At 61.1% G+C, this 12,829-nt stretch carries 12 protein-coding genes; 8 read left to right on the top strand and 4 right to left on the bottom strand.

What is annotated here, in order from left to right; genetic code table 11:
* Nucleotides 1-127: 127 nt before the first annotated feature.
* The gene (locus tag HX866_RS19415; RefSeq protein WP_100944486.1) at nt 128-346 is read left to right on the top strand and encodes a bacterioferritin-associated ferredoxin; all 219 of its coding nucleotides are present in this window, start codon (nt 128-130) and stop codon (nt 344-346) included.
* A gap of 200 nt (nt 347-546) precedes the next feature.
* On the top strand, nt 547-1,017 hold the full coding sequence (gene bfr / locus HX866_RS19410) for a bacterioferritin (protein ID WP_100944487.1): 471 nt from the start codon (nt 547-549) through the stop codon (nt 1,015-1,017).
* A gap of 59 nt (nt 1,018-1,076) precedes the next feature.
* Here the strand turns inward: bfr and grxD are convergent, their stop codons facing one another.
* From grxD to HX866_RS19395, 3 genes are all read right to left on the bottom strand, one after another.
* Nucleotides 1,077-1,418: a Grx4 family monothiol glutaredoxin gene (gene grxD, locus HX866_RS19405; protein ID WP_177096628.1), complete on the bottom strand. Its 342-nt coding sequence runs from the start codon at nt 1,416-1,418 to the stop codon at nt 1,077-1,079.
* A gap of 157 nt (nt 1,419-1,575) precedes the next feature.
* Entirely contained in the window at nt 1,576-3,681 is a 2,106-nt protein-coding gene (locus HX866_RS19400) for a molybdopterin oxidoreductase family protein (RefSeq protein WP_177140256.1), read from the bottom strand.
* Nucleotides 3,682-3,816: 135 nt separating this feature from the next.
* Complete coding sequence (locus tag HX866_RS19395; RefSeq protein WP_177096626.1) at nt 3,817-4,107, bottom strand: hypothetical protein; 291 nt, start codon at nt 4,105-4,107, stop codon at nt 3,817-3,819.
* A gap of 418 nt (nt 4,108-4,525) precedes the next feature.
* Here HX866_RS19395 and argF point away from each other — a divergent pair, with 418 nt between their 5' ends.
* Both argF and HX866_RS19385 read left to right on the top strand, forming a co-directional pair.
* Nucleotides 4,526-5,446 carry an ornithine carbamoyltransferase gene (gene argF / locus HX866_RS19390; RefSeq protein WP_177096625.1) on the top strand — a complete coding sequence of 307 codons (921 nt, stop codon included), beginning with the start codon at nt 4,526-4,528 and terminating at the stop codon, nt 5,444-5,446.
* Nucleotides 5,443-6,492, top strand: a complete 1,050-nt coding sequence (locus HX866_RS19385; RefSeq protein WP_177140255.1) for an ABC transporter ATP-binding protein — start codon at nt 5,443-5,445, stop codon at nt 6,490-6,492. Before argF ends, HX866_RS19385 begins: the two co-directional genes overlap by 4 nt.
* 13 nt (nt 6,493-6,505) lie before the next feature.
* Here HX866_RS19385 and ybaK read toward each other — a convergent pair whose 3' ends face one another.
* Complete coding sequence (ybaK, locus tag HX866_RS19380; protein ID WP_177140254.1) at nt 6,506-6,976, bottom strand: Cys-tRNA(Pro) deacylase; 471 nt, start codon at nt 6,974-6,976, stop codon at nt 6,506-6,508.
* A gap of 369 nt (nt 6,977-7,345) precedes the next feature.
* Here ybaK and HX866_RS19375 point away from each other — a divergent pair, with 369 nt between their 5' ends.
* From HX866_RS19375 to glpD, 4 genes are all read left to right on the top strand, one after another.
* The gene (locus tag HX866_RS19375; protein ID WP_177096622.1) at nt 7,346-8,197 is read left to right on the top strand and encodes an MIP/aquaporin family protein; all 852 of its coding nucleotides are present in this window, start codon (nt 7,346-7,348) and stop codon (nt 8,195-8,197) included.
* Between the two features lie 92 nt (nt 8,198-8,289).
* Nucleotides 8,290-9,795 (top strand): glycerol kinase GlpK, encoded by a 1,506-nt coding sequence (gene glpK, locus HX866_RS19370; RefSeq protein WP_177096620.1) that lies wholly within the window; start codon nt 8,290-8,292, stop codon nt 9,793-9,795.
* A 235-nt stretch (nt 9,796-10,030) separates the two neighbouring features.
* On the top strand, nt 10,031-10,786 hold the full coding sequence (locus HX866_RS19365) for a DeoR/GlpR family transcriptional regulator (protein WP_177103753.1): 756 nt from the start codon (nt 10,031-10,033) through the stop codon (nt 10,784-10,786).
* 331 nt (nt 10,787-11,117) lie between these two features.
* The gene (gene glpD, locus HX866_RS19360) at nt 11,118-12,656 is read left to right on the top strand and encodes a glycerol-3-phosphate dehydrogenase (RefSeq protein WP_177096617.1); all 1,539 of its coding nucleotides are present in this window, start codon (nt 11,118-11,120) and stop codon (nt 12,654-12,656) included.
* The last annotated feature ends 173 nt before the right edge of the window (nt 12,657-12,829 follow it).

Here is a 12,829-nt window from a genome sequence, read left to right as displayed (position 1 = left end):
ACGGTGACACCATTCGTCAGACAAGTCGCAGGCTGACAAAAGCTTTACCGAAAGCACTTTGACAATCATTCTCGTTAACATTAAGATCCAGCGCAATCGAGCCTTAATCAGCGATGGTTCTCACCTTATGTATGTCTGCCTCTGCACCGGCGTCACCGATGGGCAAATCCGCGAAGCGATTTATGATGGCTGCTGCAGCTACCGCGAAGTGCGGCAAGCCACCGGCGTGGCCAGTCAATGCGGCAAATGTGCATGCCTGGCCAAGCAAGTGGTCCGTGAGACCCTGACCGAGCTGCAAAGCCAGCAGGCGGCGATCCCCTACCCGGTAGAATTTTCTGCGGCGTAAATAACCCGTTTTCAAAGAACCGGACCTTGTGTCCGGTTTTTTTATGCCTGTAATTCAATTGCTTAGGACTTAGACGCGGAACAAAAACATTCTTATTCCGATTAATTTTCATATAAGTTTCAATAACTTAGGTTTGACACTCGAAGTTACCGGGATCAAACTCTGCCCTATAACCAGCTATTACAGGACAGGTCCCCACCATGAAAGGCGATATCACGGTCATCCAGCATCTCAACAAGATCCTTGCCAATGAGCTGGTCGCGATCAACCAATACTTCCTGCACGCACGCATGTATGAAGACTGGGGCCTGAACAAGCTGGGCAAGCACGAGTACCACGAGTCCATCGACGAGATGAAACACGCGGACAAGCTGATCAAGCGCATCCTGTTCCTCGAGGGCCTGCCGAACGTGCAGGACCTGGGCAAGCTGCACATCGGCGAACACACCAAGGAAATGCTCGAGTGTGACCTGCGTATCGAACGCACCGGCCATGCTGACCTGAAAGCGGCCATTGCCCACTGTGAAGCTACCGGTGACTTCGGCAGCCGCGAGTTGCTGGAAGATATCCTCGAGTCCGAGGAAGAACATATCGACTGGCTGGAAACCCAACTGGGCCTGATCGACAAAGTGGGTCTCGAAAATTACCTGCAGTCGCAAATGGGCGAATAAACAGCGCCCATTAAAAAGCCCCGCACGCTTGTTCAGCGTGCGGGGCTTTTTTAATCGACTCAGGCTTCGGTCTTGGCCGATGCCGCTTTGGCCGTTGCTTCCTTGACCAGGGTCTGCAACTCACCGTTGGCGAACATTTCCGCCATGATGTCGCTACCGCCGACCAGTTCGCCGCCGACCCACAGTTGTGGGAACGTTGGCCAGTTGGCGTATTTCGGCAGGTTGGCGCGGATTTCCGGGTTCTGCAGGATGTCCACGTAAGCGAATTTCTCGCCACAGCCCATCACGGCCTGTGCGGCCTTGGAGGAAAAGCCGCACTGTGGAGCGTTCGGCGAGCCTTTCATGTAAAGCAGAATGGTGTTGTTGGCAATCTGCTCTTTAATCGTTTCGATGATATCCACAAGGCACCTCTTCTGAACTTTCCGACGCTAGTTGTCGGCACGGTGAGGCATTGTATCGGAAAGCCGAGCGTGGTGCTCGGTCTCCCCGACATCATGGCCACCACTGACAGAACAGATCCTGTGGGAGCCGGCTTGCCGGCTCCCACAAAAAGTAGTGTCAGGCGGCCGCGACCGTGACTGGCACACCGTTCAACGCAGCGTTGCCCGAGAGCACGTCCAGGTAGCGCTCATCGGTCAGGTCGTTGGCGCTGGAACCCGGCTGGCCGCTGGCAATGCCCATCTTCACCCCGGGCCGTGCATGCCCCCAGCCATGGGGCAGGCTGACCACGCCCGGCATCATCTCCAGGCTGGCGAGCACCTCCACCTCGATCATCCCGACCCGCGAACTGACCTGGACCCGCTGGCCATCCTCGAGGCTGCGGCTGGCCAGGTCATCGGGATGCATCAGCAACTGATGGCGCGGCTTGCCCTTCACCAGACGATGATAGTTGTGCATCCAGGAATTATTGCTGCGCACATGCCGGCGACCAATCATCAGCAACTCCCCCTCTGGCGGCGCCTGTTGCGCGGCGAAGCGTGCGAGATCGGCCAGGATCACCGCAGGCGCCGCCTGGACCCGTTGCCCCGGCGTCTTCAGGCGTGGCGCCAGGTTGGGCTTGAGCGCGCCGAGATCGACGCCATGGGGATGGTCTTCCAGGGTCTTGAGCGACAACCGGTGCGCCGAAGCATCGCCATACAGCCCCATGCGCAAGCCCATGTCGATCATCTGCGCCGGCGGCATGGTCGGCTTGAGCACCTGGCCGGTCAGGCTGGAAAACGCCTTGGCCAGGCCGACAAAAATCTCCCAGTCGTGCAACGCACCCACCGGCTTGGCCAGGATCGCCTTGTTGAAACGACTGACATTGCGCACCGCGAACATATTGAACGTGGTGTCGTAGTGATCGTTTTCCAACGCCGAGGTCGACGGCAGGATCAAGTCCGCATAACGGGTGGTCTCGTTGATATACAGGTCGATACTGACCATGAACTCCAGGCCATCCAGCGCCTGCTCGAGTTGCCGGCCATTGGGCGTGGACAGCACCGGGTTGCCGGCGATGGTCACCAGGGCCCGCACCTGCCCTTCGCCTTCGCTGAGCATTTCCTCGGCCAGGGCCGACACCGGCAGCTCACCGCCATACTCCGGCAGCCCCGACACCCGGCTCTGCCAGCGATTGAAATGGCCGCCGGAGGTCGACGCCACCAGATCCACCGCCGGCTCCGTGCACAAGGCCCCGCCAACCCGATCGAGATTGCCGGTCACCAGGTTGATCAATTGCACCAGCCAATGGCACAAAGTGCCGAATGACTGGGTCGAGACGCCCATCCGCCCATAACAGACCGCCTTGTCCGCCGCGGCGAAGTCCCGCGCCAGTTGGCGAATCTGCAGCGCTGGCACCGCACACAGCGGGCTCATGGCTTCAGCACTGAAACCGGCCACCGCCTGGCGCACCTCATCGAGTCCGTCCACCGGCAGATGACTGTCGCGGGTGAGCCCTTCGCTGAACAAGGTGTTGAGCAGGCCGAACAACAAGGCCGCGTCACCGCCCGGGCGCACGAACAGGTGCTGGTCGGCCATGGCCGCCGTCTCGCTGCGCCGCGGATCGACCACCACCACTTTGCCGCCACGGGCCTGGATCGCCTTCAGGCGCTTTTCCACATCCGGCACGGTCATGATGCTGCCATTGGAGGCCAGTGGATTGCCCCCCAGGATCAACATGAAGTCGGTGTGGTCGATATCCGGAATCGGCAGCAACAGGCCGTGGCCGTACATCAGGTGGCTGCTCAGGTGATGGGGCAATTGATCGACGGAGGTCGCGGAGAAACGGTTGCGGGTTTTCAACAGGCCGAGAAAGTAATTGCTGTGGGTCATCAACCCATAGTTGTGCACGCTGGGATTACCCTGATAGATCGCCACGGCATTCTGGCCATGGCGGGCCTGGATCGTCGTCAGACGCTCGGCCACCAGGGCAAAGGCCTCATCCCACTCGATCGGCAGCCATTCGCTGCCCACGCGCCGCATCGGCTGGCGCAGGCGATCCGGGTCGTTCTGGATATCCTGCAGCGCCACCGCCTTGGGACAGATATGCCCGCGACTGAAGGTGTCCAGCGAATCGCCTTTGATCGAGGTGATCTGCACCGTGTCGTCGTGGGTGGTGGTTTCGATGGTCAGACCGCAAATGGCCTCACACAGGTGGCAGGCACGGTGATGAAGAGTCTTGGTCATGGCCAGTCTCTGTCTTGTTCAGGGCAACCCGGGTCGGTTGCGAGAACAAAACTATGGCCCCACGCCGGGCAGCATGCCAGCGACGTTCATCGTGTGAATCGGGGAGCATCAGGCCTGCCGATGGCGGCCCGGAAGTCAGGCCAGGGGCAGCCTGGGGGCGGGTTGCAACTGGATCTCCTGAATCGTCTCGAGCTGCTCCTGGCCCATATGGACCCCGGTCAGCTCGCCGATCAGGCGCCAATGCTCATCGAGACCGGAACTGATGGTCGCCATGCGGTCGATCATCCGACGGCCGGCCGCCCGGGTGACGTCATCCTCGCTGCGCAACAACTCGAACGACATCGAGGTCACGGAAGCGGTCATATGAGTCAAGGCCTGCGCTGTCAGCTTTAGCAGTTCCATCAGCTGTTGCTCTTTCGATTCCATTCCAAACCCTCCATGTGTCCTCGGTGACACATTTTACAACCTAGCAGATTAGTTTAGGAAATGTTTCCGAACACCGCATCTTGCCCCCTATTGCCCCGGCCCGGCAGTCAGAAAGCGACCAAGCCCCACCTGAGCCCGCCGCGCCTGATTGCCAAGGGTTTGGGCCACAGTGTACAAAGACCGGCTGTTGCCTGGAGACAGGCCCGTGTCAGGTTGAAAAAAAGCTGATGGCCAACGAGGCTCCAGCCTTCAATAACCCTGAAACTAAGCCTCCTATTGGTAACACGCGACATTTTCTTATACGATCGCGTCTTCCCTTATTTCGTCGCCCCGTGCGGCTTACGCCGCAGGTCTCGCCCGTTTTTCCGTAAAACTTGGCTTTGAGTATCTGCGGTCTGTTGCAAAAAGGTAGTTAATGATGAGCGCAAGGCACTTTCTCTCCCTGATGGATTGCACGCCCGAAGAGCTGGTCAGCGTGATTCGTCGAGGCATCGAGCTGAAGGACCTGCGTGACCGCGGCGTACTCTTCGAGCCACTCAAGGGTCGGATTCTCGGCATGATTTTCGAGAAGTCCTCGACGCGCACCCGCGTGTCCTTCGAGGCCGGCATGATCCAGCTGGGCGGCCAGGCAATTTTCCTCTCGCCGCGCGACACCCAATTGGGCCGCGGCGAGCCGATCGGCGACAGCGCCATCGTCCTGTCGAGCATGCTCGACGCGGTCATGCTCCGTACCTTCAAGCACAGCACCTTGACCGAGTTCGCCGCCAACTCCCGCGTGCCGGTGATCAACGGCCTGTCCGATGACCTGCATCCGTGTCAATTGCTCGCGGACATGCAGACGTTCCTCGAACATCGCGGCTCGATCCAGGGCAAGACCGTGACCTGGATCGGCGACGGCAACAACATGTGCAACAGCTATATCGAAGCGGCCATCCAGTTCGACTTCCAGTTGCGGGTCGCTTGCCCCGAAGGTTATGACCCCAGCCCGGCGTTGCTGGCCCAGGCCGGCGAGCGCGTCCAGCTGGTCCGCGACCCGCGTGAAGCGGTACGCGGCGCGCACCTGGTAAGCACCGATGTCTGGACCTCCATGGGCCAGGAAGAAGAAACCGCCAAGCGCCTGGCCCTGTTCGCGCCCCTGCAGGTCACCCGCGAACTGCTCGACCTGGCCGCTCCCGACGTGCTGTTCCTGCACTGCCTGCCGGCCCACCGGGGTGAGGAAATCAGCCTCGACCTGCTGGACGATCCGCGTTCAGTTGCCTGGGACCAGGCCGAAAACCGCCTGCATGCGCAAAAAGCCCTGCTCGAACTCCTGGTCGCGCCGGCGTATCGCCCTGCATGAGTGATTCGCGGCTGTTGAATCTGCACGACCTGGCCTGCGGCTACCAGTCGCAACGGGTGGTGCAGAACCTCAACCTGCACCTCAATAGTGGCGATATTGGCTGCCTGCTCGGCGCCTCCGGGTGCGGCAAGACCACCACCCTGCGGGCCATTGCCGGTTTCGAACCGGTACACGAGGGTGAAATCCGCTTGGCCGGCGAAGTCATCTCCCGCGCCGGTTTCACCCTCGCGCCGGAGAAGCGCCGGATTGGCATGGTGTTCCAGGACTACGCGCTGTTTCCACACCTGAGCGTCGCCGACAACATCGCCTTCGGCATTCGCCTGCACCCGAGCAAGGCCCGGATCACCGAAGAGATGCTGGAGCTGGTCAATCTCAAGGGCATGGGCAAGCGTTATCCCCATGAACTCTCCGGCGGCCAGCAACAACGGGTGGCCCTGGCTCGCGCCCTGGCCCCCGAGCCGCAATTGCTGTTGCTGGACGAGCCGTTTTCCAACCTCGACGTCGAGTTGCGGCGCAAGCTCAGCCAGGAAGTCCGGGATATCCTCAAGCAGCGCGGCACCAGCGCGATCCTGGTGACCCACGACCAGGAAGAAGCCTTTGCCGTCAGCGACCAGGTCGGCGTATTCAAGGAAGGCCGCCTGGAGCAATGGGATACGCCCTACAACCTTTATCACCAGCCGCAAACGCCTTTCGTCGCAAGCTTTGTCGGCCAGGGCTACTTCATTCGTGGGCAACTGAGCAGTCCCGAGTCGGTGCAAACCGAACTGGGTGTGTTGCGCGGCAACCGGACCTACGGCTGGCCCCTGGGCGGCGCGGTGGATGTACTGCTACGGCCGGACGATATCGTCCATGCTCCGGACAGCACGCTGAAGGCGACCGTTGTCGGCAAGACCTTCCTCGGCGCCTCGACCCTGTATCGCCTGCAACTGCCGACGGGCAGCCAGTTGGAGTCGATTTTCCCCAGCCACGTCGATCACCTGCCGGGAGCAGAGGTCGGTATTCGGGTGGCGGCCGAACACCTGGTGCTGTTCCAACCCGCCGCCTAGATCGTGGGCGGGATCAGGCGCGGCCGATATCGGCGAACTTCGCCTGGGTATGCTCGGCCAGCACCGCCGGCGCCAACTCCACCTCCAGACCCCGACGACCGGCGCTGACAAAAATACTCGTGAAGGGCTGCGCGCTCTGATCGATAAAGGTGCGCAGGCGCTTCTTCTGCCCGAGCGGGCTGATGCCTCCAAGCAGATACCCGGTTGCCCGCTGTGCCGCCGCCGGGTCCGCCATCTCGACTTTCTTGACCCCCGCCGCCTGGGCCAGCGCCTTCAGGTCCAGACTTCCGACGACCGGCACCACCGCCACCAGCAATTCGGCCTTTTCCGTGCTGGCAAGCAGCGTCTTGAACACCTGCGCCGGCGCCAATCCGAGTTTTTCCGCAGCCTCCAGGCCATAGGACGCGGCTTTCGGATCGTGTTCATAACTGTGCACGCGATGTTCGGCACGAACTTTTTTCAGCAGGTCCAATGCGGGGGTCATGGCAGGTCCAGGCGGCTCGAAAGACAGCTGTGGATTTTAGGCTATTCGCAACGAAAAGGCTCTATGACAGGCCAAGCCTCGCACTTTTCCTAAGCTCGCCAGAGCCAATAAATGCGTAAAAAACACCTGCGTCCTACATACAAATCATCCTCATTCACGCAGTCATTCCCCAAAAAGTGGACTATCGTTCATTTTCGACCTTTGACATCAGCGTTTCTTGTCTATATTTTTTCGAAACTGAAGATTACAGTCCTACACTCAGCAGCAAGCGGTAAGCCGAAATCAGAGATGGGGATTCCTGAGCATCGGTGAAAGTCCACGTCCGTCATTGGGATGGACGTCTAACAACAACAAAAATCGAGGTGTCCAATGAGTACCGCTTTGAAACAACCATCGCTCTCGGGCCAATGCATCGCCGAATTCCTCGGCACCGCGCTACTGATCTTTTTCGGCACCGGTTGTGTTGCCGCGCTCAAGGTCGCGGGCGCCACCTTTGGTCTGTGGGAAATCAGCATCATCTGGGGCATGGGCGTGAGCATGGCGATCTACCTGACCGCCGGCGTTTCCGGCGCTCACCTGAACCCGGCTGTCAGCATTGCGCTGTGCCTGTTCGCCGACTTCGACAAGCGCAAACTGCCGTTCTACATCTTCGCCCAGGTCGCCGGCGCCTTCTGTGCCGCCGCGTTGGTTTACACGCTTTACAGCAACCTGTTCTTCGATTTCGAACAAACCCATCATATGATCCGCGGCTCCCAGGCCAGCCTGGAACTGGCGTCGGTGTTTTCCACCTACCCCAACCCTGCCCTGAGCACTGCCCAGGCGTTCCTGGTGGAAGTGGTGATCACCGCGATCCTGATGGGCGTGATCATGTCCCTGACCGACGACAACAACGGCCTGCCCAATGGCCCGCTGGCCCCACTGCTGATCGGCCTGCTGATCGCCGTGATCGGCAGCGCGATGGGTCCGTTGACCGGCTTTGCGATGAACCCGGCACGGGATTTCGGCCCCAAGCTGATGACCTTCCTGTTCGGTTGGGGTGATATCGCCTTCACCGGTGGCCGTGACATTCCGTACTTCCTGATTCCGATCTTTGCACCGATTGTCGGTGCCTGCCTCGGCGCCGTAGCGTACCGCGGGATGATTGCCCGCCACCTGCCCAGTGCCCAACCTGCGACACAGGAAGAACCCGCGACCGCTGCCAAAAAGGTCCAGGCTTCCTGAAACACCTGTAATGCGCCAACCCTAGTGAGCGCCCTTCTCCCTGAGGGCACTCATCCCGGCACTTTTTCCCTATTCCAGCAAGGCAATCGAAAATGACCGACACTCAGAATAAGAACTACATCATTGCCCTCGATCAGGGTACGACCAGCTCGCGGGCGATCATTTTCGATCGCGACGCCAATGTGGTCGGCACCGCCCAGCGCGAATTCCAGCAACACTACCCTCAAGCCGGCTGGGTCGAACACGACCCGATGGAAATCTTCGCCACCCAGAGCGCGGTGATGGTCGAAGCCCTGGCACAAGCCGGCCTGCACCACGACCAGGTCGCCGCCATCGGCATCACCAACCAGCGTGAAACCACCGTGGTCTGGGACAAGGTCAGCGGCCGTCCGATCTACAACGCCATCGTCTGGCAGTGCCGCCGCAGCACCGAGATCTGCCAGCAGCTCAAGCGCGACGGCCACGAAGAGTACATCCGCGAAACCACCGGCCTGGTCACCGACCCGTACTTCTCCGGCACCAAGCTGAAGTGGATCCTCGACAACGTCGAAGGCAGCCGCGACCGCGCCCGCAACGGCGAACTGCTGTTCGGCACCATCGACAGCTGGCTGATCTGGAAATTCACCGGCGGCAAGACCCACGTCACCGACTACACCAACGCCTCGCGCACCATGCTCTTCAACATCCACTCCCTGGAGTGGGATTCGAAGATGCTGGAGATCCTCGACATTCCGCGGGAAATGCTCCCGGAAGTGAAGTCGTCCTCGGAAATCTACGGCCACACCAAGAGCGGCATCGCCATCGGCGGTATCGCCGGCGACCAGCAGGCGGCCCTGTTCGGCCAGATGTGCGTGGAGCCAGGCCAGGCGAAAAACACCTACGGCACCGGCTGCTTCCTGCTGATGAACACCGGTACCAAGGCTGTCCGCTCCAAGCACGGCATGCTCACCACCATCGCCTGCGGTCCGCGTGGCGAAGTGGCCTATGCCCTGGAAGGCGCGGTCTTCAACGGTGGCTCGACCATCCAGTGGCTGCGTGACGAACTGAAGCTGATCAACGACGCCTTCGATACCGAATACTTCGCCAGCAAGGTCAAGGACAGCAACGGCGTGTACCTGGTCCCGGCCTTCACCGGTCTGGGCGCCCCGTACTGGGACCCCTATGCCCGTGGCGCACTGTTCGGCCTGACACGCGGGGTGAAGGTGGATCACATCATTCGTGCCGCTCTGGAGTCGATCGCCTACCAGACCCGCGATGTGCTGGACGCCATGCAACAGGACTCGGGCGAACGCCTCAAGGCCCTGCGCGTGGACGGCGGCGCGGTGGCCAACAACTTCCTGATGCAGTTTCAGGCCGACATTCTCGGGACCCAGGTCGAGCGCCCGCAAATGCGCGAAACCACCGCCCTCGGCGCGGCCTACCTGGCGGGCCTGGCGTGCGGTTTCTGGGGCAGCCTGGAAGAGCTGCGGGGCAAGGCGGTGATCGAGCGCGAGTTCGAGCCGCAGCGTCCTGAAGCCGAGAAGGAAAAACTCTACGCCGGCTGGCAGAAAGCCGTTAGCCGCACCCGCGATTGGGAACCGCACGAAGAGAGCAACTAAGCCCAACGCATACCTGTAGGAGCCGGCTTGCCGGCGATAAGGCCCTCAGGCCTTGCAGCGTCCTTCCGACGCCATCGCCGGCAAGCCGGCTCCTACAGGTTTTGCATCAATTTCCATACCCCATCTAACCGACTGGCACCCACCCGCTTTACGACGCAATACCCCCTGCAAGTGGCAGACAGGTCCTTCCTGCGGCATGATGGAGGAATTTGTACGGCAGCCCAAAGGACGCCCAATGAATCTGCCTCCCCGCCAGCAGCAAATCCTCGAACTGGTCCGCGAACGCGGTTATGTCAGCATCGAGGAAATGGCCCAGCTTTTTGTCGTCACCCCGCAAACCATCCGCCGCGATATCAACCAACTGGCGGACTCCAATCTGCTACGCCGCTACCACGGTGGCGCGGCCTACGACTCCAGCGTCGAAAACACCGCCTACGCCATGCGCGCCGACCAAATGCGCGATGAAAAGCAACGCATCGCCGAGGCGATTGCCGCCCATATTCCCGACCATGCCTCGCTCTTCATCAATATCGGCACCACCACCGAATCCATCGCCCGGGCACTGCTCAATCACAACCACCTGAAGATCATCACCAACAACCTGCACGTCGCCTCGATCCTCAGCGCCAAGGACGACTTCGAAGTCCAGTTGGCCGGCGGCAACGTGCGCCGCGACGGCGGTGTGGTGGGCCAGGCCAGCGTCGACTTCATCAACCAGTTCAAGGTCGACTTCGCCCTGGTGGGCATCAGCGGTATCGACGAAGACGGCAGCCTGCTGGATTTCGACTACCAGGAAGTCCGGGTTTCCCAGGCCATCATCGCCAATGCCCGTCAGGTCATTCTCGCCGCCGACTCCAGCAAGTACGGACGCAACGCCATGGTCCGCCTCGGGCCGATCACCCTGATCGACTGCCTGGTGACCGACCAGGCGCCCGTGCCCTCCCTGGCCCAACTGCTGCACCAGCACAAGATCCGCCTGGAAGTGGTCTGACGTTCAGCCGCCACCTCCCGGGTGGCGAGGGGGCTTGCCCCCGCCTGGCTGCGCAGCAGCCATAAAATCAGCCGGCCGGATTCAACCGACGGAACGCGATTGCCGGTTTTGGGGCCGCTTCGCGCCCCAGCGGGAGCAAGCTCCCTCGCCACACCCCCTCTGCGTGCACCCTGATCGCCCTACAATGTTCGATAATTTTCCTTTCAGCCGACCTTGATCAATTTTTTCAATCAGGGCTCGCTGGTCGTGGGCACATTTATCCGCTACTATTTTCGAAAATGAACATTAATGTTCGAATTCAAATATAGAAAAGACCCTGCGAGGCTCACCGATGAACCCCAGCACCTTGCCTGCCCCACCCCTTGCCGAGCTGTATGACATCGCTGTGATTGGCGGTGGTATCAATGGTGTCGGGATTGCCGCGGACGCAGCCGGTCGCGGTCTCTCGGTGTTCCTTTGCGAAAAGGACGACCTGGCCAGCCACACCTCTTCGGCCAGCAGCAAGCTGATCCACGGTGGCCTGCGCTACCTGGAACACTACGAATTCCGCCTGGTGCGCGAAGCCCTGGCCGAACGTGAAGTCCTGCTCGCCAAGGCCCCGCATATCGTCAAGCCAATGCGTTTCGTCCTGCCGCACCGCCCGCACCTGCGTCCGGCCTGGATGATTCGTGCCGGCCTGTTCCTTTACGACCACCTGGGCAAGCGCGAGAAGCTCGCCGGTTCAAAAAGCCTGAAATTCGGTGCCGACAGCGCGCTCAAGGCCGAAATCACCAAAGGTTTCGAATACTCCGACTGCTGGGTCGACGATGCTCGCCTGGTGGTACTCAATGCCATGGCGGCGCGGGAAAACGGCGCCCATGTGCACACCCGCACCCGTTGCGTCAGCGCCCGCCGTGGTGACGGCCTGTGGCACCTGGACATGGAGCGCGGCAACGGCACGCGCTTCTCGATCCAGGCCAAGGCCCTGGTCAACGCGGCCGGCCCTTGGGTCGCCAAGTTCATCAAGGACGACCTGAAGCTGGAATCGCCCTACGGCATCCGCCTGATCCAGGGCAGCCATCTGATCGTGCCCCGGCTGTACGAAGGTGAACACGCGCACATCCTGCAGAACGAGGACCAGCGCATCGTCTTCACCATTCCGTACCTGGACCGCTTCACCCTGATCGGCACCACCGATCGCGAATACCAGGGCGACCCGGCCAAGGTCAGCATCACCGAAGCCGAAACCGACTACCTGCTCAAAGTGGTAAATGCCCACTTCAAGAAACAACTCGCCCGCAGCGATATCCTGCACAGCTATTCCGGCGTCCGGCCGCTGTGCAACGACGAATCCGACAACCCTTCGGCAGTGACCCGCGATTACACCCTGGCACTGTCTGCCAGCAGCGAAGAAGCCCCATTGCTATCGGTGTTCGGCGGCAAGCTGACCACCTACCGCAAGCTCGCCGAGTCGGCGCTGGCCCAGTTGGCACCGTTCTTCAAGCACATGAAGCCGAGCTGGACCGCGAACTCGACCTTGCCCGGTGGCGAAGACATGACCACCCGGCAGGCCCTGAGCCACGAGATCCGTACCCGCTACGACTGGGTTCCGAGCGAGATCGCCCGGCGCTGGGCAAGCACCTACGGCAGCCGCACCTGGCGCTTGCTGGAGGGCGTGCAGAACCTGAGCGACCTGGGCGAACACCTCGGCGGCGGCCTCTACACCCGCGAAGTGGATTACCTGTGCAGCGAAGAGTGGGCTTGCGCGTCGGTCGACATCCTGTGGCGGCGCAGCAAGCTGGGCCTGTTCACCACGGCGGCCGAGCAGCAGCAGTTGCAGCACTACCTCGACAAGGTCGAGCAACACCGCGGCAAGATCGAAGCGGCCTGATACCAGGCGCTGCCCATCCCGGGGCCGGCATGCCGGCTCCCGGGGAACAGGCTCACGCCCCCTGTAGGAGCGAGCTTGCTCGCGATGATCGTCAATGATAACGCGCAGCCTCTGAAACACCTGCGGCGCCCTTGCGTTCATCGCGAGCAATCGAGCGTCGACCGGCTGCTCCT

Origin of the sequence: Pseudomonas gingeri, assembly GCF_013386165.1 — a bacterium.
GTDB classification, from domain to species: Bacteria; Pseudomonadota; Gammaproteobacteria; order Pseudomonadales; family Pseudomonadaceae; genus Aquipseudomonas; species Aquipseudomonas gingeri_C.
This window is presented reverse-complemented; position numbering and strand designations above follow the sequence as displayed.

Coding starts and splice junctions, on each gene's coding strand:
- HX866_RS19415 (WP_100944486.1), top strand. CDS start 128: ATGTATGTCTGCCTCTGCACCGGCGTCACCGATGGGCAAATCCGCGAA.
- bfr (WP_100944487.1), top strand. CDS start 547: ATGAAAGGCGATATCACGGTCATCCAGCATCTCAACAAGATCCTTGCC.
- HX866_RS19400 (WP_177140256.1), bottom strand. CDS start 3,681: ATGACCAAGACTCTTCATCACCGTGCCTGCCACCTGTGTGAGGCCATT.
- HX866_RS19395 (WP_177096626.1), bottom strand. CDS start 4,107: ATGGAATCGAAAGAGCAACAGCTGATGGAACTGCTAAAGCTGACAGCG.
- argF (WP_177096625.1), top strand. CDS start 4,526: ATGAGCGCAAGGCACTTTCTCTCCCTGATGGATTGCACGCCCGAAGAG.
- HX866_RS19385 (WP_177140255.1), top strand. CDS start 5,443: ATGAGTGATTCGCGGCTGTTGAATCTGCACGACCTGGCCTGCGGCTAC.
- ybaK (WP_177140254.1), bottom strand. CDS start 6,976: ATGACCCCCGCATTGGACCTGCTGAAAAAAGTTCGTGCCGAACATCGC.
- HX866_RS19375 (WP_177096622.1), top strand. CDS start 7,346: ATGAGTACCGCTTTGAAACAACCATCGCTCTCGGGCCAATGCATCGCC.
- glpK (WP_177096620.1), top strand. CDS start 8,290: ATGACCGACACTCAGAATAAGAACTACATCATTGCCCTCGATCAGGGT.
- HX866_RS19365 (WP_177103753.1), top strand. CDS start 10,031: ATGAATCTGCCTCCCCGCCAGCAGCAAATCCTCGAACTGGTCCGCGAA.
- glpD (WP_177096617.1), top strand. CDS start 11,118: ATGAACCCCAGCACCTTGCCTGCCCCACCCCTTGCCGAGCTGTATGAC.